Annotated in this window: 19 protein-coding genes; 14 read left to right on the top strand and 5 right to left on the bottom strand. The window is 69.3% G+C overall.

Annotated features, from left to right (window positions below; all coding sequences use genetic code 11):
* The first annotated feature begins 1 nt into the window (after position 1).
* The 5 genes from purN (at position 2) to GOHSU_RS08330 (ending at position 5,283) form a co-directional block, all read left to right on the top strand.
* Positions 2 to 622, top strand: coding sequence for a phosphoribosylglycinamide formyltransferase (purN, locus tag GOHSU_RS08350; RefSeq protein ID WP_005939654.1), 621 nt, complete (start codon positions 2 to 4; stop codon positions 620 to 622).
* A gap of 11 nt (positions 623 to 633) precedes the next feature.
* On the top strand, positions 634 to 2,208 hold the full coding sequence (purH, locus tag GOHSU_RS08345) for a bifunctional phosphoribosylaminoimidazolecarboxamide formyltransferase/IMP cyclohydrolase (protein ID WP_005939651.1): 1,575 nt from the start codon (positions 634 to 636) through the stop codon (positions 2,206 to 2,208).
* Positions 2,195 to 2,944, top strand: coding sequence for a sulfite exporter TauE/SafE family protein (locus tag GOHSU_RS08340; protein ID WP_024332874.1), 750 nt, complete (start codon positions 2,195 to 2,197; stop codon positions 2,942 to 2,944). Before purH ends, GOHSU_RS08340 begins: the two co-directional genes overlap by 14 nt.
* 61 nt (positions 2,945 to 3,005) lie before the next feature.
* Positions 3,006 to 4,199, top strand: coding sequence for a glycoside hydrolase family 183 protein (locus GOHSU_RS08335; RefSeq protein ID WP_005939644.1), 1,194 nt, complete (start codon positions 3,006 to 3,008; stop codon positions 4,197 to 4,199).
* A 139-nt stretch (positions 4,200 to 4,338) separates the two neighbouring features.
* Positions 4,339 to 5,283, top strand: a complete 945-nt coding sequence (locus tag GOHSU_RS08330; protein ID WP_005939641.1) for a hypothetical protein — start codon at positions 4,339 to 4,341, stop codon at positions 5,281 to 5,283.
* A gap of 99 nt (positions 5,284 to 5,382) precedes the next feature.
* Here the strand turns inward: GOHSU_RS08330 and GOHSU_RS08325 are convergent, their stop codons facing one another.
* Positions 5,383 to 5,865: a hypothetical protein gene (locus GOHSU_RS08325; RefSeq protein ID WP_005939639.1), complete on the bottom strand. Its 483-nt coding sequence runs from the start codon at positions 5,863 to 5,865 to the stop codon at positions 5,383 to 5,385.
* 91 nt (positions 5,866 to 5,956) lie between these two features.
* Positions 5,957 to 6,478: an NUDIX hydrolase gene (locus tag GOHSU_RS08320; RefSeq protein WP_005939635.1), complete on the bottom strand. Its 522-nt coding sequence runs from the start codon at positions 6,476 to 6,478 to the stop codon at positions 5,957 to 5,959.
* 153 nt (positions 6,479 to 6,631) lie between these two features.
* On the opposite strand from GOHSU_RS08320, the gene GOHSU_RS08315 reads away from it, so the two are divergent.
* Positions 6,632 to 7,027, top strand: a complete 396-nt coding sequence (locus GOHSU_RS08315) for a YchJ family protein (protein ID WP_005939632.1) — start codon at positions 6,632 to 6,634, stop codon at positions 7,025 to 7,027.
* A gap of 187 nt (positions 7,028 to 7,214) precedes the next feature.
* Here the strand turns inward: GOHSU_RS08315 and GOHSU_RS08310 are convergent, their stop codons facing one another.
* Positions 7,215 to 7,796: a TIGR03086 family metal-binding protein gene (locus GOHSU_RS08310; RefSeq protein WP_005939629.1), complete on the bottom strand. Its 582-nt coding sequence runs from the start codon at positions 7,794 to 7,796 to the stop codon at positions 7,215 to 7,217.
* 53 nt (positions 7,797 to 7,849) lie between these two features.
* Here GOHSU_RS08310 and GOHSU_RS08305 point away from each other — a divergent pair, with 53 nt between their 5' ends.
* The 3 genes from GOHSU_RS08305 to GOHSU_RS08295 are packed head-to-tail and all read left to right on the top strand — an operon-like array spanning position 7,850 to position 11,985.
* Positions 7,850 to 9,310 carry a sigma 54-interacting transcriptional regulator gene (locus tag GOHSU_RS08305; protein ID WP_005939626.1) on the top strand — a complete coding sequence of 487 codons (1,461 nt, stop codon included), beginning with the start codon at positions 7,850 to 7,852 and terminating at the stop codon, positions 9,308 to 9,310.
* Positions 9,307 to 11,292, top strand: a complete 1,986-nt coding sequence (locus GOHSU_RS08300) for a vWA domain-containing protein (protein ID WP_005939624.1) — start codon at positions 9,307 to 9,309, stop codon at positions 11,290 to 11,292. Before GOHSU_RS08305 ends, GOHSU_RS08300 begins: the two co-directional genes overlap by 4 nt.
* A 30-nt stretch (positions 11,293 to 11,322) precedes the next feature.
* Positions 11,323 to 11,985: a DUF1707 domain-containing protein gene (locus tag GOHSU_RS08295; RefSeq protein WP_005939622.1), complete on the top strand. Its 663-nt coding sequence runs from the start codon at positions 11,323 to 11,325 to the stop codon at positions 11,983 to 11,985.
* Positions 11,986 to 12,050: 65 nt separating this feature from the next.
* Here the strand turns inward: GOHSU_RS08295 and GOHSU_RS08290 are convergent, their stop codons facing one another.
* Positions 12,051 to 12,983, bottom strand: coding sequence for an AEC family transporter (locus GOHSU_RS08290; RefSeq protein ID WP_005939620.1), 933 nt, complete (start codon positions 12,981 to 12,983; stop codon positions 12,051 to 12,053).
* A 153-nt stretch (positions 12,984 to 13,136) separates the two neighbouring features.
* Between GOHSU_RS08290 and rpmF the strand changes: the two genes are divergently transcribed.
* Positions 13,137 to 13,310, top strand: a complete 174-nt coding sequence (rpmF, locus tag GOHSU_RS08285) for a 50S ribosomal protein L32 (protein ID WP_005939617.1) — start codon at positions 13,137 to 13,139, stop codon at positions 13,308 to 13,310.
* A gap of 96 nt (positions 13,311 to 13,406) precedes the next feature.
* On the opposite strand, the gene GOHSU_RS08280 is transcribed toward rpmF, so the two are convergent.
* On the bottom strand, positions 13,407 to 14,177 hold the full coding sequence (locus tag GOHSU_RS08280) for an SDR family oxidoreductase (RefSeq protein WP_005939615.1): 771 nt from the start codon (positions 14,175 to 14,177) through the stop codon (positions 13,407 to 13,409).
* Between the two features lie 149 nt (positions 14,178 to 14,326).
* On the opposite strand from GOHSU_RS08280, the gene GOHSU_RS08275 reads away from it, so the two are divergent.
* The 4 genes from GOHSU_RS08275 (at position 14,327) to GOHSU_RS08260 (ending at position 19,264) form a co-directional block, all read left to right on the top strand.
* Positions 14,327 to 15,268, top strand: a complete 942-nt coding sequence (locus tag GOHSU_RS08275) for an AurF N-oxygenase family protein (protein WP_005939612.1) — start codon at positions 14,327 to 14,329, stop codon at positions 15,266 to 15,268.
* A gap of 9 nt (positions 15,269 to 15,277) precedes the next feature.
* On the top strand, positions 15,278 to 16,870 hold the full coding sequence (locus tag GOHSU_RS08270) for an FAD-dependent oxidoreductase (RefSeq protein ID WP_005939609.1): 1,593 nt from the start codon (positions 15,278 to 15,280) through the stop codon (positions 16,868 to 16,870).
* A 285-nt stretch (positions 16,871 to 17,155) separates the two neighbouring features.
* The gene (locus tag GOHSU_RS08265; RefSeq protein WP_005939603.1) at positions 17,156 to 17,842 is read left to right on the top strand and encodes a response regulator transcription factor; all 687 of its coding nucleotides are present in this window, start codon (positions 17,156 to 17,158) and stop codon (positions 17,840 to 17,842) included.
* A gap of 6 nt (positions 17,843 to 17,848) precedes the next feature.
* Positions 17,849 to 19,264 carry a HAMP domain-containing sensor histidine kinase gene (locus GOHSU_RS08260; RefSeq protein ID WP_005939600.1) on the top strand — a complete coding sequence of 472 codons (1,416 nt, stop codon included), beginning with the start codon at positions 17,849 to 17,851 and terminating at the stop codon, positions 19,262 to 19,264.
* The last annotated feature ends 222 nt before the right edge of the window (positions 19,265 to 19,486 follow it).

Here is a 19,486-nt window from a genome sequence, read left to right as displayed (position 1 = left end):
CGTGAACAGCCGGACCGCCCCGCGTGCACCCATCGTGGTGCTGGCCTCGGGCACCGGTACGCTGCTGGCCGCGATCCTGCGCCGCAGCCAGGACCCGGCGTCGTCGTTCCAGATCGCCGCGGTGGTGGTGGACCGCGACTGCGGTGCCGTTCAGATCGCCCGTGACGCGGGTGTGCCGGTGGTGACCTGCGCGCTGGCCGATCATCCGGACCGGGCCGCCTGGGACCGCGACCTGGCCGCACAGGTGTCGAGCTTCGCTCCGCAGTGGATCGTGACGGCCGGTTTCATGAAGATCCTCGGCCCGGCGATGCTCGCCGGTTTCGCCCAGCGCATCGTGAACTCCCATCCGGCGCTGCTGCCGGCCTTCCCCGGTGCGCACGGCGTCGCCGATGCTCTCGCCTACGGGGTCAAGGTGACCGGCTGCACGGTGCATCTGGTCGACGACGGCGTCGACACCGGCCCCATCCTGGCCCAGGGCACCGTCGAGGTGTACCCCGACGACACCGTCGACTCCCTGCACGAACGAATCAAGACTCTGGAACGCGACCTCCTCCCGGACGTGGTGGAGGCCGTGGTGACCCGCGGCGTGGTCACCGATGGACGAAAGGCACACCTCAAGTGAACGCATCCGATGTGAACGCTCCCGCAGCCGACGACGGCCGGCGGCAGGTCCGGCGCGCGCTGATCAGCGTGTACGACAAGACCGGGCTGCCCGAGCTGGCCGCGGCGCTGCACGGGGCGGGTGTGGAGATCGTGTCGACCGGTTCGACCGCCAAGACCATCGCCGCCGAAGGCATCCCGGTCACCGAGGTCAGTGAACTGACCGGCTTCCCCGAGTGCCTGGAGGGCCGCGTCAAGACGCTGCACCCGCGGGTGCACGCCGGAGTGCTGGCCGACACCCGCAAGGACGATCACCTGGCGCAGCTGCAGGACCTGGACATCGCCCCGTTCGAGCTGGTGTGCGTCAACCTGTACCCGTTCACCCAGACCGTCGCCTCCGGTGCCTCACCCGACGTGTGCGTCGAGCAGATCGACATCGGCGGACCGTCGATGGTGCGCGCTGCCGCCAAGAACCATCCGTCGGTGGCCGTGGTGGTCGACCCGATGGACTACCCGGTGGTGACCGACGCCGTCGCCTGGGGCGGCTTCACCCTGGCCCAGCGGCAGGCGCTGGCGGCCAAGGCCTTCCGGCACACCGCCGACTACGACGTCGCCGTCGCCTCCTGGATGAGCAGTGTCGTCGCACCCGATACCGAGTCGGAGTTCCCGGTGTGGACCGGTGGCACCTGGGACCGTCGTGCGGTTCTGCGCTACGGCGAGAACCCGCACCAGAGTGCGGCGCTGTACACCGCCAACTCCGGTCCGGCCGGGCTGGCGCAGGCGCACCAGCTGCACGGCAAGGAGATGTCGTTCAACAACTACACCGACGGGGATGCCGCCTGGCGCGCCGCCTACGACTTCGAGGCGCCCGCGGTGGCGATCATCAAGCACGCCAACCCGTGCGGTATCGCCGTCGGCGAGCACATCGCGCAGGCCCACCGCCGGGCGCACGAGTGCGATCCGGTCAGTGCCTTCGGCGGGGTGATCGCAGCCAACCGCCCGGTCAGCATCGCGATGGCCGAACAGGTCGCCGAGATCTTCACCGAGGTAATCATCGCTCCCGGCTACGACGAGGGCGCCGTCGACGTCCTCTCCCGCAAGAAGAACGTGCGCATCCTGGTGGCCCAGCCGCCGACCGAAACCGGCGTCGAGCTGCGGCCGATCTCCGGAGGCATCCTGATGCAGGACCGCGATGTGCTCGATGCACAGGGCGACGATCCGGCGAACTGGACCCTGGCCTGCGGTGAGGCCGCCGACGCGGCGACGCTGGCGGACCTGTCCTTCGCCTGGCATGCCTGCCGGGCGGTCAAGTCGAACGCGATCCTGCTGGCACACGACGGTGCCTCCGTCGGCGTAGGTATGGGACAGGTGAACCGGGTCGACTCGGCGCATCTGGCGGTCCAGCGCGCCGGCGACCGGGCTCGCGGTGCGGTGGCGGCCTCGGACGCCTTCTTCCCGTTCCCGGACGGTCTGCAGGTGCTGATCGATGCCGGCGTGCGCGCGGTGGTGCAGCCGGGTGGCAGCGTGCGCGACAACGAGGTGATCGAGGCCGCGCAGAACGCGGGCATCACGATGTACTTCACCGGCGCACGCCATTTCGCTCACTGACCTTCCCCTGCTTTTCGGCGCCGGGTTCGCCGCCGGCGTCGTCGGCTATGTGACCGGTCTGGCCTCGCTGATCAGTTATCCGGCGCTGCTGCTGGCCGGACTGAGTCCGATCACCGCCAACGTCACCAATACGGTGGCGCTGGTGGCGTCCGGGATCGGCAGCTTCGCCAAATCCGGCCGGGTGCTGGTGGTCGACGACGGCGGGCGCTCGCTGGCCAGGGAAGGACTGATCGCGCTGGCCGGCGGCGCCGTCGGCGCGGCGATACTGCTGCTGTCACCGGACAAGATCTTCGTCTTCGTGGTGCCCTATCTGGTGGCGCTGGCCTCGATCGCCCTGCTGGCACAGCCGCGGCTGCGTGCCCGGGTTGGCGAGGCGGTCAGCCATCGCGGCTGGTGGGCGGCCGGGATCTTCGTCGTGTCGATCTACGGCGGCTACTTCGGCGCCGGCGCCGGGGTGATGTTCGTGGCGCTGGCGATGGTGCTCACCGATCTGCCGTTGTGGCGGGCGACGCTGCTCAAATCGGCGCTGCTGGGCATCGCCAACGCGGTGGCCGCGGTCGGCTTCCTGATCTTCGCCGACGTGCACGTGGGTGCGGCGGTCGCGATGGGCGCCGGCTGTCTCCTCGGCGGCTGGGCCGGACCACCGGTCGTCGCGCGGCTCCCGGCGACGCCGCTGCGGATCGGCATCGGACTCGGAGGTCTGGGCCTGGCGGTCTGGCTGGCTATCGGCGGCTGATGACCTGCCGATGCGTTATCGTTCCCCGTGAGTGTGCCCTCTCACCGCAGGAGTTCTTCTGATGCCCACCCGCCGCGCAACTGGTCGTCCCGCAGTCCGGGTGCGGTCTGCCGCCCTGATCGCCGCGGTGACCCTGACCGCCGGACTGGTCAGCATCACCGGGCCGGGAGTGGCGGGTCAGGCCGGTGCCGCGGCCTGCAGTAACTCGGGCAGCGGCCTGCAGACGCTGTTGCCGGCGCCGCTGGGCCGCCCGGCCCGTCCGCACGGGCCGCAACGCGCAATGCCCCGGTACGACGACGGCCGCTCCAAGACCATCGCCTGGGTGACCGGCCCCAAGAGCCCCAACCGGACCTACTCGCGGCACGGCATCTCCGGAACCGACATCGGTGTCGCGTGGGACAACGGACGCGGTGAGACCCTGATGGCCTTCGGCGACACCTTCGGCAACTGTGCCGAAGCGGGTCAGCAGTGGCGGCACAACGTCTTGATGCGCACCACCGACCGCAACTACGCCGACGGCCTGACGGTCCGCTCGGCCGGCGGGTGGGCGCCGACCATGATCGGTGCGCTCGGAATGCGGTTCGTCGAAGTGACCACCATTCCGACCGCGGGCATCGCGATCAACGGCAAGCAGTACATCAACTACATGTCGGTGCGCGCCTGGGGTGTCCCGGGCGAATGGGCCACCAACTACGCCGGGATCGCCGTATCCGGGGACAACGGCCGCACCTGGCAGACCAACCCGGCGAACTTCCGCTGGAACATCGCCGGCAACAGCAACTTCCAGCAGAGCGCCTATGTCCGCGGAACCGGCCCGGACGCCGGCTGGATCTTCCAGTACGGCACTCCGAACGGCCGTTCCGGTGCCGCGCACGTGGCGCGTTTCCGTCCCGCCGACATCCTGAACCTGGGCGCCTACGAGTACTGGAACGGCCACGGCTGGGTGCGTGATGTCAACGCCTCCCGCCCGGTGGTGCGCCGCCCGGTCAGCGAACTGTCCGTCGCCTACAGCCAGTACCTGCGCAAGTACGTCATGCTGCACACCACCAGCGGCGTCGTGCTGCGTACCGCGAAGCGGCCGCAGGGGCCGTGGTCGCCGCCGCGGATGCTGCTGCGCAAGGGCACCGTCGACGCCTACGCCCCGATGATCCTGCCGCATTCGCCGGCGCTCACCGGTGCGGGTCCGGAGCTGTACTACAACGGCAGCCGCTGGGACGACTACAACGTCCTGCTCATCCGCACCAACCTCCGCTGACCGCCCTCCCGGACCGTCAAGCGCCCCACCTCGGTTTCAGCGCCCTCCCCGGACGGCGCGGGAACCGAGATAGGGCGTGGGAATCCTCTTTGGTTCGGCGGAGGGGAACCGGGAGCCGACCGTGTGCGTCTAACTACACATGGTGCTCCCCATCGACGGCCACGGCCTCACCTGGCGCCGTAAGGCGCTCGACTCCGGCTACAGCGAGAAGGACCTAGCCGAGCTGATCGGCTCCAAACAGCTGCTCAGGGTCGGTCGCGGCATCTATGTGACGGCCGACAGGGTGGCCGACCGCTACCTCCCGGAGGAGCTGTACCGGCTCAAATGCCTGGCAGCGGTGACCCGTGCCGAGAAGCCGTTCGTCCTCAGCCATCAATCGGCGGCCGCGGTGCTGCGTCTGCCGGTGCTCAATCCGGACCGGACGCAGGTGCACGTGGTCAAGAGCGGCCAGGGACGAGGATGCCGGCGGTCGACGCGGCACGTTCACGTGGCACCGACCGCCGGAGCGCTGGTCGTCGTCGACGGTGTCGAGGTGACCAATCGGGTGCGCACCGCCGTCGATGTCGCCTCCGCGGCAGCGGCCAAGGGGAGTTTCGCCCAGGCGCTGGCGGTGTTCGACGCGGCGTTGCACGCGCATGTGACGCGCGAGCAGTTGGAGAAGGTGCTCGAGGAACGACGGCGCCGCGGGATCGCCGTGGCCAAGTACGCACTGGCGATGGCCGACGGACGGGCGGCGAATCCCGGTGAGTCGTGGAGCCGGGCCCAGATGATCAGGGCAGGGCTTCCGCTGCCGGATCTGCAGCACGAGTACCGGCTCACCATCAGGGGTGTGCCGACCCGCGCGTACAGCGATTTCGATTGGGACGAAAAGCTCGTGGGTGAACTCGACGGCAAGGTGAAGTACCTGAAGCATCGTCGTCCGGGGGAGTCGGAGCTCGACGCGATCCTGCGCGAGAAGGCGCGCGAGGAGGCGTTCCGGGACCGGGGGACCGATGTGATCCGGTGGGTCGTCGCCGATCTGTGGAACGAGCGGCTGGTGCCCCGGGTCGCCGAGCGGCTCCGCAGGCACGGGTATTCCTGGTAGCGAGTGCCGGTCCGGCCATTCGAGCGCCCTATCTCGGTTCCAGCGCCCTCCCGGAAGGGTGCTGGAACCGAGATAGGGCGCGGGAACCGCCGGCCCGGGCTACGGGAGCGGCTCGCGGACCGTGGTGTCACGCTCGGCGATGGCGATGTCCTGGTTCTTGATCGCCTCGCGGATGGCCGTGCCGTACATGTCCTCGGCGAGGGCGGGGGTGTGGCTGCGGGCGGCCTCGAGCTGCTGGGCCGCCTCGTCGAAGCGGCCCAACCGGCGCAGCTGATCGGCGACGTTCAGGTGCAGCGACGGCAGGAAGCCCTCCGCCGAGACTCCGGGCGCGATTTCCGCGAGATCGCTGTCTACCAGACCCGGCGAGGCGGCCAGCGCCCGCTCATCCCACACCAGCGCCTCAGTGGGGTCGTCGTACAGATCGGCCAGATAGTGAGCGAGTACGGTGCGGTGAAAGGCGTCGTCCTGGTCGAGCCGGTCCCAGATGGTCTGCAGGTCGGCGCGGGTCAGGTCGGCATCGCCGAGACGACCTGCCTCCACGGCGGTGGTGATCTCGGCGAGAATCGGATCGGACGTTGTCATCGGTGCTCCTCGGTATCGCTGCTGAGCCATCGTGTCACCGCAGGCGCGGACGGGCGGCGTTGCCGACGAGTGCCGGGTTGCGCAAAGACGGTCAGGGCCGGACGAAGAGGGTGCCGGCGGCCGGATCCGCACGGAAGGCGCGCACCCGGGCCAGCCGCTGCTGCGTGCTGGTCGCCAGCGGCGCGGGCAGCGCGTCGATGGGAAACCAGCGCACCTCCAGGGACTCGTCGTCGCCTACCCGGGCCGAGTCGAACGGATCGGGGTCGGCCGACAGATCGGGTGTGCACAGGAACGTCAAGTCCAGGTATTGGGAGACGTCGCCGTTCGGATACCGGACCGGGTGCTCGCCGGAGATCACCGCGGCCAGCGCCTGGACCTGGACCCGCACCCGGGTCTCCTCGAAGACCTCGCGGGCTGCGGCCACGGCGGGCTGCTCGCCGGGCTCCAGGATTCCGGAGACGGCCGCCCATTCGCCGGAGTCGGCGCGGCGGCCCAACAGCAGCAGTTCCACCCCGTCGACCTGGTGCAGGACGATGGCGGTCACCCCGCTGAGCCACAGCAGGTCGTGGCCGACGCGCTCGCGCAGCGTGCGGACGAAATCGGGAACGGGCATGCAGCCACGCTAACGCGCCCGGCTTCCCGGTCACCGCATCGCACCCGCTGCGCGCCCGGCTGCGCTGGACCGGCGATCGCCGAATCTGGTGAGTCTGCGCCCGGTAGCGTTACCGGAGTGGAGGAGCAACGCTGGACGGTCGGTGGCAGGCGAGTGGTGACCGCAGCAGATCGGTGCCCGTGCGGCACCGGAGAGCAGCTGGGACAGTGCTGTGGCCGCTACCTGAGCAGTGGTGCGGCGACGCCCGCGCCCACGGCTGAGGCCTTGATGCGCAGTCGGTACACGGCCTTCGCACTGGGCGATCGCACGCATCTGCTGGCCACCTGGCATCCGGACACCCGGCCGGTGGAACTGGCCCTGGACCCGGAGCAACGCTGGCTGCATCTGCGTATCGACGCCGTGTCCGGTGGCGGACCCTTCGACACCGACGGGACCGTGGAGTTCACCGCCGCCTACCGCATTCGGCGCGGGCGGGGGGAACTGCGTGAACTCAGCCGCTTCGCTCGCGAGGACGGTCGCTGGTACTACGTGGACGGCGACCTGTCCTGATCGACGCTGTGTTCAGCGGGTCGCTCGGATACTCAGGCTCTGGACCCGGACAGCCGGCTCGGTGGCCTCATGGCTGCCCCCGGTCGGTTGCGCTGGATGTGGTGTCTGCGGTGCGGTGGATCAGGTCGACGACGTCCTGTGCACCGAGACCGAGGCGGGCGGCCTCGGCGAATTACGGTTCGACGTATCAACCGTGTTCGGGATCGCGTCCGGTGAAGGCGATGAGCCGCGCGGTGGCGGTGGCCTCCGGGCCCACCGGGAGCGGGGGACCGAAGACGCCCGGACCGCGGGCCACGTCCTCGGGGACCTCCCGGAACATCTCCACGGTGAACGCGATCGCCTCCGGCGGTAGTTCCACCGCGGTGCCGGTGGCGGCCGCCAGGTCCCAGCCGTGCAGAAACAGGTCGACCGCCGGGAAGGACAGGCCCTCGGCCACGGTGCGCGGGCCCATCGGGCTCTCCACCACGCGTTCCAGATCGTCGACCGCAGCGGCGGCCGTGCGGGCGGTGGCCGCCAGTTGTGCCCACCACCGGCCCGGTTCACCGGTCACCGCATCGCCCGGCGGCTCGATCCGGGTGACCTCGACCGGCTCGCCGGCCAGGATCGCCGCACCCATCGCGGTGGCGGTTCCGACGTGGCCGAGCACATCACGCGCGGTCCAGCCCGCGCACGGGGAGGGGCTCGCCCAGCCGGCGTCGGGCACCGACTCGACCACCCCGGTGAAGAAGTCCAGTCCCTGCGAGTACATGGTCAGCGAATCCCAGCTCATGTCCTGACGCTACGCCCCGGCCGGACCCGCCGCAAGCGGGTAGCGTGGGATCCGTGGCTGCCGAAAACGTCTCCGAGAAGTCTGCAAACCCCGAGAGCTCCGCACCGACCGCTGCGACGGTCGGTGAACTGCGTGCCGACGGTCACGTCCAGCGTGATGTGCGCGACGAGATCCGGCACAATCTGCTGACCGCGCTGCGCGAGGGCACTGATCCGTGGGAGGGGATCGTCGGCTTCGAATCGACGGTGGTTCCGCAGCTGGAACGGGCCCTGATCGCCGGGCACGACGTCGTGCTCCTCGGTGAACGCGGGCAGGGCAAGACCCGGCTGCTGCGCACGCTGGTGAACCTGCTCGACGAGTGGACGCCGGTGATCGCCGGATCCGAACTCGACGAGCACCCCTACAGCCCGATCCTGCCGGGCAGTGTGCGCCGGGCCGCCGACCTCGGCGACGAGTTGCCGATCGCATGGCTGCACCGCAGCCAGCGCTACAGTGAGAAGCTCGCCACCCCGGACACCTCGGTGGCCGACCTGGTCGGCGATATCGATCCGATGAAGGTGGCGGCCGGACGCAGTCTCGGGGATCCGGAGACCATCCACTTCGGGCTCATCCCGCGGGCCCATCGCGGACTCATCGTCATCAACGAGCTGCCGGACCTGTCCGAACGCATCCAGGTCGCCATGCTCAACGTGATGGAGGAACGCGACATCCAGGTCCGCGGCTACAACCTGCGCCTGCCGCTGGACGTGCTGGTGATGGCCAGCGCCAACCCCGAGGACTACACCAACCGCGGCCGCATCATCACCCCGCTCAAGGACCGATTCGGCGCGGAGATCCGCACCCATTACCCGCTGGAACTCGACGACGAGATCGACGTGGTGGAGCAGGAAGCCGATCTGGTGGCCACGGTGCCGTCGTTCCTGATCGAGATCCTGGCCCGCTTCACCCGCTACCTGCGTGAGCATCCGTCGATCGACCAGCGTTCGGGGGTGTCGGCGCGTTTCACCATCGCCGGGGCGGAAACGGTTGCGGCTGCGGCCCTGCACCGGGCCACCGTCACCGGGGAAGAGATCGCCATCGCCCGGCCGATCGATCTGGAGTCGGTGATCGAGGTACTGCGCGGCAAGATCGAATTCGAATCCGGCCAGGACGGCCGCGAACTGGAACTTCTGGAATACCTGCTGCGCAAGGCGACCGCCGATGCGGTCCGCGCCGACCTGGGCGGGGTGGATCTGCGGCCCCTGGTGGACAAGCTCGAAAGCGGTGAGGCGGTACTCACCGGCGACCGGATCCCCGCCGCCGAGGTGATCTCGGCGATGGGCACCGATCCGGAGGTGCTGCAGGTGCTCGACCGCCTGGCCGCCAAGCTCGACGTGTCCGACGAGGAGCGCGCCAGCGCGCTGGAGTTCGCGCTGGAAGGGCTGTTCCTGGCCCGGCGCATCGGGAAGGAACCCGACGAGCGCGGACGCACCGTCTACCGGGTCGATCAGTCCGAGACCGACGCTGAACGATGACCGCCCGTCACCACCGCACCCGCTATCAGCGGTACTCCGGTGGGCCCGACCCGCTGGCTCCGCCGCTGGATCTGCGTGAGGCGCTCGGAGCTATCGGCGAGGACGTGATGGCCGGGGCCTCCCCGGAACGGGCGTTGCGCGAGTACCTGCGCCGCGGCGACCGGCAGATGCGCGGTCTGGACCGGCTGGCCGAGGCCGCCAACCGCCGGCGCCGCAAACTCCTCGAGCAACGCAATCTGGACGGGACCTTCGAGCAGATCCGGCAGCTGCTCGACGAGGCCGTCCTGGAAGAGCGCAAGCAGCTGGCGCGGGATCTGGACGACGATGCCCGCTTCGCCGAACTGCAGATCGGCAACCTGCCCGCCTCCACGGCCCAGGCGGTGCGCGAGCTGGCGGACTACTCCTGGCGCAGTCCGACCGCGCGGGAGAAGTACCAGGAGATCGCCGACCTGCTCGGCCGGGAGGCCCTGGATCAGCGTTTCGCCGGAATGAAACAAGCCCTCGAGGGTGCCGATGAGCAGGACCGGCAGGCGGTTTCGCAGATGCTGGCAGACCTCAACGAGTTGCTGGACGCGCACAATCGCGGGGAAGACACCACCGAGCAGTTCGCCGACTTCATGGACAAGCACGGCCAGCACTTCCCGGAGAATCCGGAGAACACCGACGAGCTGATCGACTCGCTGGCGCGCCGGTCGGCAGCGGCCCAGCAGTTCTTCAACTCGCTGACTCCCCAGCAGCAGGCCGAACTGGCGGAGCTGTCGGCGCAGGCCTTCGGATCACCGGCGCTGATGAACCAGATCGATCAACTCGATGCGGCCCTGCGCCACGCCCGGCCCGATCTGGATTGGGACGGGGCGCAGCGCTTCTCCGGTGATCAGCCAATGGGGCTGGGCGAGGGTGCTGCGGCGCTGGCCGATCTGGGGGAACTCGAGGAACTGGCCGAACAGTTGTCACAGGGCTACGCCGGGGCGCAGTTGGAAGACATCGATCTGGACGCGCTGGCTCGTCAGCTGGGCGAGGAGGCGGCCGCCGATGCGCGCACCCTCGCCGAACTCGATCGGGCGCTGCGCGAACAGGGCCTGGTCCACCGGTCCGCCGACGGCCGGCTGGAGCTGACCCCGAAGGCGATGCGTCAGCTGGGGCATTCGATCCTGCGCGATATCGCTCAGCAGCTGTCGCCGCGGACCGGGGAGCGTCGTGCCGATACCGCAGGCCGTCTGGGCGAGCCGACCGGTGCCACGCGCGAATGGGCCTACGGCGACACCGAACCGTGGGATGTCACGCGCACGGTCACCAATGCGGTCCTGCGCACCGCGGCCGCCGGCGGTCCCGGCTCGGTGGCGACGATGACCTCGCACGGGGTGCGGATCGAGATGGACGACGTCGAGGTCTCCGATACCGAGGCCCGGCCGCAGGCGGCGGTGGTGCTGCTGGTGGACACCTCGTTCTCGATGGTGATGGAAGGTCGCTGGACGCCCATGAAGCGGACGGCGCTGGCCCTGAACCACCTGATCTCCACCCGCTTCCGCTCCGATGAACTGCACCTGATCGAGTTCGGCCGGCATGCCCGCGACACCGATGTGGCGACGCTGACCGGACTGGAGCCGCGGATGGAACAGGGAACCAACCTGCACCACGCGCTGCTGCTGGCCCAGCGGCATCTGCGACGCTTCCCGAACGCGCAGCCAGTGCTGCTGGTGGTGACCGACGGCGAACCGACCGCGCACCTGGACGCCAGCGGCGAAGCCTTCTTCTTCTACCCGCCGCACCCGCAGACCATCGGGCTGACGGTGCGCGAACTGGAACACCTGTCCCGGATGGGAACGCAGGTCACCTTCTTCCGGCTGGGCGACGATGTCGGGCTGGCCCGGTTCATCGACCAGATCGCCCGCCGCATCGGCGGCCGGGTGGTGGCCCCGGACGCCGACGGTCTGGGGGCAGCGGTGGTCGGGGACTATCTGCGCAGCCGCACCGGCCGCTGAGTCGGGCCGGCGGCCCGTAGACTGGCGACCGTGACCGAACCCGAGGGTGGCAACTACTATCCGGCTCCGCTCGACGACGCCCGCCGCGGGCAGATCCGCGCCGACAACGCCGACCGAATGCGGGCCGACGCCTTCCTGTCCGCGGCGATGACGGTCGGTGCGCTGACTCCCGAGGAGTACAGCGAACGCGCCGGCGAGGCACTGGCGGCGACCTCCCTGGCGCAGTTGGACGCGCTGCTGGCAGATCTGCCGCTGGACCGGCTCGGCGGGGCGGTGGCCGAGAGCACCGCCGGCCAGACCCGGGTGAGTACCTCCGGGGCGGCCCCGGTGGCCCGGACCGCCGGCATCCTGTCTGGCAGCGAACTCAGCGGCGGCGCCGTGGTCGGCAGCGACCTGAAGGCGACCGCGTTCCTCGGCGGGGTCGACATCGATCTGCGCGAGGTCGAGTTCACCGCCCCGGTGCTCGAGATCCGCTGCAAGGCCATGATGGGCGGAATCCGCATCGTCGTGCCCAGCGATGTCACCGTCGAGGTACACGGCTCGGGGGTGGGCGGCAGCTTCTCCGGTGCCGGCGCCGGTCCCGGCCGCGCCGGGGCGCCGCGGGTGGTGATCCGCGGAGTTGCGTTCCTGGGCGGCGTCGAGGTGACCCGGGTGGCGCGCGGCGCCGAGACCGGTCCGCGGCGCCCCAACTGACTGCGCCCCGCAACCGGCCGGGCACCCCGGCTGAACCGCTGCGCGGGGCCCGGCGGACGACGACGCTAGGCCAGCACCAGAGCCAGGACGGCGATCACCGGGATCGACAGCACCGTCGTGATCAGCGCCGAGTCGCGGGCGAGCACCTCACCGCGGCCGTACCGGGTCGCATACACCAGCACGTTCTGCGCGGTGGGCAGTGCCGCGATCACCACCTGCGCGAACAGTGCCTGCCCGGTCATCCCGAATCCCCAGCGGGCCAGCGCGTAGGCGACCAGCGGCATCGCGCCCATCTTCAGCACGGCCGACAGGGCGATGTCCCGGCGCGGGGTGACGCCCTTGGCGAACACCTGCACGCCGGTCAGCGACAGTCCGAAGGCCAGCAGGGCCAGCGGTACCGAGGCCTTCCCGAGCATGTCCAGCGGGGAGAACACGGCTTCGGGTAGATGGACCCCGGCCAGCGCCAGCCCCAGACCGATCAGACCGCCGATGACGATCGGATTGGTCAGCGGGGTGCGGACGGTGCGCCACAGCGAACCCCGGTGGGCGGCGTCCAAGGCAGTCAGGTCCAGCATCACCAGCGCGATCGGCGAGTACAGCATGATCTGGAACAGCAGCAGCGGCGCGATGAAGGAGGCGTCGTCGAGCACAAAGATGGCGATCGGCAGCCCCAGATTCACGCTGTTGACGTACGACGACGACAGCGCGCCGATCGTCGCCTCGGGGACTGCGCGGCGCCACAGCAGCCGGACGACGGCGAAGTAGAGCGCTCCGACCGCGACCGCCGAGGTCGCCGCGACCGCGAGCGTCGAGGAGAACACCACCGACAGTTCGTTGGTGGTCAGCGAGGTGATCATCAGCGCCGGTGTGCAGACGAAGAACACCAGCCGCGCCAGCACGCTGACGGCGTGTTCGCCCAGGACCCGGGTCCGGCCCAGCAGATAGCCGATCACCACCACGATGAAGATGACGGTGAACCCGGAGACGACGCCTGACACGTGGCGCAATGCTAGCGGTTCGGGCCTGTTTTGCGAGATACGGCCGTGAGCCGATAGTCTGTTCTGGTTGTGTGCCGCAGGTCGGCCGGATCGGAAGACGAGTCCGAACCCCACTGGGCACAGCAGGTAGAGCAAGTAGAGAAGGGCTGAATCATGGCAGTACCCAAGCGTCGGATGTCGCGGGCCAACACCCGCAGTCGTCGTTCGCAGTGGAAGGCGGACAACGTCACCCTGCAGGAAGAGAAGATCAACGGTGTGCCGCACCGCATCCCGCGTCGCCTGGTGAAGGCCGCGGAGCTGGGCCTGGTCGACCTCGACCGCCGCTGATCGTTCCGGTCCACGCGGACCGGATCGACCACAGACAGATACGAAGAACCGCGAACGACGTCCTCGTCGTTCGCGGTTCTTCGTATCTGGACAGAACTACTGCGAGAGCAGCTTGTTCACCGCTCGCGAGACGCTGTTGGGGATGAACTTGGAGGCGTTGCCCAGGACGGTGGTCTGGGTGCCCACCGAGTAGCTGGTGCGCCGGGTCAGCCGGTCGAGGGTGTTGGGGTGCACCGATTCCCAGATCTTCTCGGCGACGTCCTGCGGGGTCAGCCGCACGCCCAAGGTCTTGGTCGATTTGGCGTCGGTCTCGGCCAGTGCCGTCTTGGCCCACAGCGGCCAGATCGAGACCACGCGGATGTCGTCGGCCTGCCACTCCAGCTCCAGGGCCTCGGTGAAGCCGGCGACGAAGAACTTGGTGGCGCTGTAGACGGCGATGCCGGGCTGGCCGTAGATCGCCGACGCCGAGGCGATGTTGACCAGATGCGAGCCGGCCGTGGCCTTCAGGTACGGGTGAGCGGCCTGGGCGCCCAGTGCGACGCCGAGGGCATCGATGTCGATCTGTGCCTTCACCTGGGCCGGGCTCAGCGCGGCCAGGTCGCCGGAGATCAGGATGCCGGCGTTGTTGTCGAGGACGTCCAGGGTGCCGCCGGTGTGGGCGGTGAACTCGGCCAGCGCGCGCTCCCACTGCTCGGCGTCGGTCACGTCCAGCCGGCCGGTGATCATCTCGGGATGGGCTTCGGCGACCGCGGCCAGTGCCTGGTCGTTGATGTCGTAGACACCGACGGTCCAGCCCTCGGCAGCGAAGCGTTCGGCGGTGGCCAGGCCGATCCCTGCGGCCCCTCCGGAGATGAAGATCGATGGCATGGCATTCCTCCGCTCTGACCTGCGGAGACGTCTTCTCCGCTGGTAGTTACCCGTCGGTAAGATTTCCAGACTGTTTACAACCCCGCAAGCCTGGCCTAACGTTGACATTGATCGTTGTAATAATTCTGCTCTACGGAGGAGTGAGGACGATGACCGCCGCACTGGACCCTCAGGGTCTGACTGAGGTCCCCGACAACGTGGTGAGTCTGCAGGACTCCGGCCCGAACGAGGTCTCCGAGCGCCTGCTGGCCTCGGCCGCCCGTCTCTCGCGCAATGCGATGACCGAGATCGACTGGTCGCTGCCGATGGAGCCGGACAAGTACGGCTGCAGCCCCGAGTGGAGTTCGCTGTACGGCACCGACTACTGGAACGAGATGACGCAGGAGCAGCAGATCTCGCTGACCCGTCACGAGTTCGCCTCGATCATGTGCATCGGCATCTGGTTCGAGATGATCCTGCAGGAGATGGTCATCCGCGATCAGTACCTGGGTGATTATCACAGCCCGGAGTTCCAGTTCGCGCTGGTCGAGATCGCCGACGAATGCCGCCACAGCCTCATGTTCGCCAAGGCCTCGGAGAAGATGGTCGGCAAGAGCTACCGTCCGCACCCGCGTATCGGCCGGGCGGGTAAGCACTTCGGTGTGCTGGCGCGCGACGAGGTCGCCTACGCCGGCATCCTGGTCGCCGAAGAGATCCTCGACGTCTTCCAGCGCGGCTGCATGCGCGACGAGCGCGTGCTGCCGTTCATCCGCACCGTCAACGAGATCCACGTCCTGGAAGAGGCGCGGCACATGAAGTTCGCGCGCGAAGAGGTCCGGGAGTCGATGAAGGGGATCAGTGCCGCGCGCCGCCACTCCAGCGCCCTGCTGATCTCGGTGGGCGCCTATCTCATCGTCTCGAGTCTGGTGCAGCCGCAGGCCTACGCCGACGCCGGCCTGGACGTGTCCCGGGCGCGCCGGGAGGCCGCCGGCAACGAGCACTACCACTCGATGATCCGCAGCAGTTGCATCCACCTGATGGAGTTCCTCGACGAGATGGGGCTGCTCACCAAGCCGGCTTTGCGGTACTACCGCAAGGTTCACATGATCTGAGGCGGCGCCATGGCCTACGTCATCACCCAGTCGTGCTGCAGCGACGCCGCGTGCGTGGCGGTGTGCCCGGTCAACTGCATCCACCCGACCCCCGACGAACCGGGTTTCGGCACCTCCGACATCCTGCACGTCGATCCGGAGGCCTGCATCGACTGTGGCGCCTGCGCGGACGCCTGCCCGGTCAACGCGATCTTCCCGGCCGACCGGCTCAGTCCGCGGGACCGGATCTTCATCGAGATCAACGCCGACTACTACCGGGACAATCCGCAGATCTCGTCGGGCTGGTCGGAGGTGGTCTACCCCGAACTGCCGCGCCTGCCCGAGGGACTGCGGGTGGCGGTGGTCGGCACCGGCCCGTCCGGCGGCTACGCACTGCGCACCCTGCTGAACCGCACGCGTGCCGCGGTCACGGTGATCGACAAGCTGCCGACACCCGGCGGCCTGGTGCGCGCCGGGGTGGCACCGGATCATCCGAGCACCAAAGACGTGATGCGCACCTTCGACCTGCTCTACCGCGATCCTCGGGTCACCATGGCCACCAATGTGGAGGTGGGCGACGATGTCGCCGCCGGCCAGATCACTCCGGCCGAATTGGCCGAGCACTTCGACGCCGTCTTCTACGCCGTGGGTGCCGCGCAGTCCCGCACCCTCGGGATCGAGGGGGAGGATCTGCCCGGTTCGACCTCGGCGACCGACCTGGTCGCCTGGTACAACGCGGTTCCCGGGGCCGACGGGATCGAGATCGTCGCCGACGGCAGCGGCCGTGCGGTGATCGTCGGCACCGGCAACGTGGCCCTGGACATCGCCCGCATCCTGGTGTCCCCGCCGGAACTGCTGGCCGTGACCGATATCGCCGACCGGGCACTGGAATTGCTGCGGCGCCAGGACGTCCACGAGGTTGTGCTGCTGGGCCGGCGCGGCCAGGACCAGGCCGCCTACACCTCTGCCGAATACCGGGCGCTGTCGGTGATCCCGGGCGTCCAGGTGGAGGGGTACGACGACGCCGACGGTCCGCTGCCGGATCTGTCCGGGCCGGCCGATCCGGGCCGGCGCCGCATCGTCTTCCTGTTCCACACCACCCCGGTCCGTGCCGGCGGTGACGAACGCGTACAGGAGGTCACCGCGTCCACCGGCGGGCGGGAGTATCCGATCGCCACGGACCTGCTGGTGCGCTCCATCGGCTACCGGGCGGCGCCGATCGGCGGGCTGCCGTTCGACCACCGGGCCGGACACTTCCCCAACGACGGCGGCCGGATGATCGACCCGGACGGCGGCGATGCCGCGCCGCTGCCGGGTGTCTATGTACTCGGCTGGGCCGGACGCGGCTCCACCGGCGGGATCGGCGCCAATAAGCTGCAGGCGATCCAGACGGTGGAGAGGTTCATCGACGATGCCGCCGCCGAGCGGCTCGACCGGCCGGTGAGCCCGCCGGAGGCCTTCGACGAGCTGCTGCGCCGCCGCCGTCGTACGGTGGTGGGCTACCGCGGGATCCGGGCGATCGACCGCCGGGAACGGCAGAAGGGTGCCCAACAGGGCCGCCCGCGGGTCAAGTTCACCGAAGTCTCCGAGATGCTCGGGGCGGCGGGACGACGTCGTCGCTGAGCGGTCCGACGTAGGCTCGAGGCACGTCCGATGTTCCGGGCGTCGACAGTCCGACCGCAACACTAGGGGAGCGCACGTTCGAGAAGCACAAGGAGCACAAGATCGAGGAACAGGAAGCTCGCGTGCGGGCCGAGGCGGAGGCTCAGGCCCGGGCCGCGGTGCGCGAATCGGAGACCGACGACGAGTTCACCGATCCGGACGAAAAGCTCGAATCGGCCGAAGAACCCATCTGAATAGGGCGCGCCCCTCAGCGCCTTCTTACCTTCCGGGGTTAAGACTGTAGGCATGCGCATTCTTGTGGTCGACGACGACCGGGCCGTCCGGGAGTCGCTGCGGCGATCGCTCACCTTCAACGGGTACACCGTGGAGACGGCCGGCGACGGCCTCGAAGCGCTCGAGAAGATCGTGGCCGACCGGCCCGAGATGCTGGTGCTGGATGTGATGATGCCGCGCCTGGACGGGCTCGAGGTGTGCCGACGGCTGCGGTCGGCCGGCGACGACATCCCGATCCTGGTGCTCACCGCCCGCGACTCGGTGTCCGAGCGGGTCGCCGGACTGGACGCCGGCGCCGACGACTATCTGCCCAAGCCGTTCGCGATGGAGGAGTTGCTGGCGCGGCTGCGCGCCCTGTCGCGGCGCACCGCCCGCGAGGACGGTGACGACTCGGAGGCGGTGGCCTTCGAGGATCTGACCCTGGATCCGGTGACCCGCGAGGTGTTCCGCGGCGAACGGCCGATCAGCCTGACCCGCACCGAGTTCGCGCTGCTGGAGATGCTCATGGCCAATCCGCGCCGGGTGCTCACCCGCAGCCGGATCCTCGAGGAGGTCTGGGGGTACGACTTCCCGACCTCCGGCAACGCCCTCGAGGTGTACATCGGCTATCTGCGCCGCAAGACCGAAGCCGAGGGGGAGTCCCGGTTGATCCACACCGTGCGCGGCGTCGGCTACGTGCTGCGCGAAAGTGCGCCGTGATGCGCAGTGCGTGAACCGACCGCGCTGACCCGGACCGTGTCACTGCGGACCCGGGTGGCGGTACTGGCGGCGGCCCTGGTTCTGTTGTCGGCGATGCTGATGGCCGGGGCCACCTACATCTTCGTCTCCCGGGCGCTGTACCAGGAGGTCGACACCCAGCTCGAGGTGCGCGCCGACGGCCTGACCGCGGTGGCCGAGACCGGACAGCTGGCCGCGAATCCGAAGCTGATCACCGGCAGCGTCTACTCGACCAATATGACGATCGCTCTGGTGCAGCCGGACGGTCTGGCCTACAAGGTCGGCGACGTCCCCTTCGAAGACATCGAACGCAATCTGACCGCCGCACCCTACGAGTACGGCAGCAAGAACCAGAGTCTGCGCACCACCGACAACCAGCGGGTGCTGGCCCGCAAGCTGCCCGACGGCAACACCCTGATCATCGCGCAGAGCCTCAACCGCACCGATGCGATCCTCAAACGGCTGGCGTCGGTCCTGCTGCTGGCCGGTGGTCTGGGGGTGGCCTTCGCCGCGGTCGCCGGAACCGTGGTGGCCCGCGGCGGTCTGCGCCCGGTCGGCCGGCTCACCGAAGCCGTCGAACACGTGGCCAAGACCCAGGATCTGCGGCCCATCCCGGTGACCGGCACCGACGAGACGGCGCGGCTGACCGAGTCGTTCAACGCCATGCTGACCGCCCTGGCCGAATCCCGTGATCGGCAGGCACGGCTGGTCGCCGACGCCGGACACGAGCTCAAGACCCCGCTCACCTCGCTGCGCACCAACCTGGAACTGCTGATCGCCGCCTCCGAGCCGGGCGCCCCGCAGATCCCGGCCACCGACATGGTGGAGCTGCGTTCGGATGTGATGGCCCAGGTCGAGGAGCTGTCGACCCTGGTCGGGGATCTGGTGGACCTGGCCCGGGCCGATTCGCACGACGCGATCTTCGAAGAGTGCGATCTGCTGGAGATCCTCGACGAGACCCTGGCCCGGGTGCGACGACGTCGCGCCGACATCGACTTCGCGGTGACCGCCCAGCCGTGGTTCGTCTACGGCGAGGCCGCCGGACTGTCCCGGGCCGTCCTCAATGTGCTGGACAACGCCGCCAAGTGGAGCCCGCCCGGGCGCGTGGTGGAGGTGGTCCTGGTGCAGACCGGACCGCAGACCGCCGAGCTGAGCGTCGCCGACGCCGGTCCCGGCATCCCACCGGAGGACCGCGAACTGATCTTCGAACGGTTCTACCGGGCCACGGCCACCCGCTCGATGCCCGGCTCGGGGCTGGGTCTGGCGATCGTGCGGCAGGTGGTGGTCCGGCTCGGCGGCACCGTGTGGGCCGAGCAGTCCAGCCAGGGCGGCGCGCTGATCCGGATGCGGCTGCCCGGCAGCCCCGTGCACACCGAACCCGAGCCGACCCTGGTGCGCCGATAGTCGCGCCGGCCGGTCGGGAACCGGACCGCCAGCTGTCCCGCAGGATGCCCTGAGCCGACTCACAGGAACATCTTCTAGGGTGATCACCATGATCAACCGGGGATCCGACAACGACCCGAACAGCAGTGATCCGGACAGTGGAGATCCGGACACCAGGGATCCGCACGGCAGCGATCCGCAGCCGCCGTTCGGCCATGCCACGTACGGCCCGCCGCCGCAGCC

Source organism: Gordonia hirsuta DSM 44140 = NBRC 16056, from assembly GCF_000333015.1.
Taxonomy (GTDB): Bacteria; Actinomycetota; Actinomycetes; order Mycobacteriales; family Mycobacteriaceae; genus Gordonia; species Gordonia hirsuta.
The sequence above is the reverse complement of the archived record's forward strand: the minus strand, read 5'-3'. Positions and strand labels throughout refer to the sequence as shown.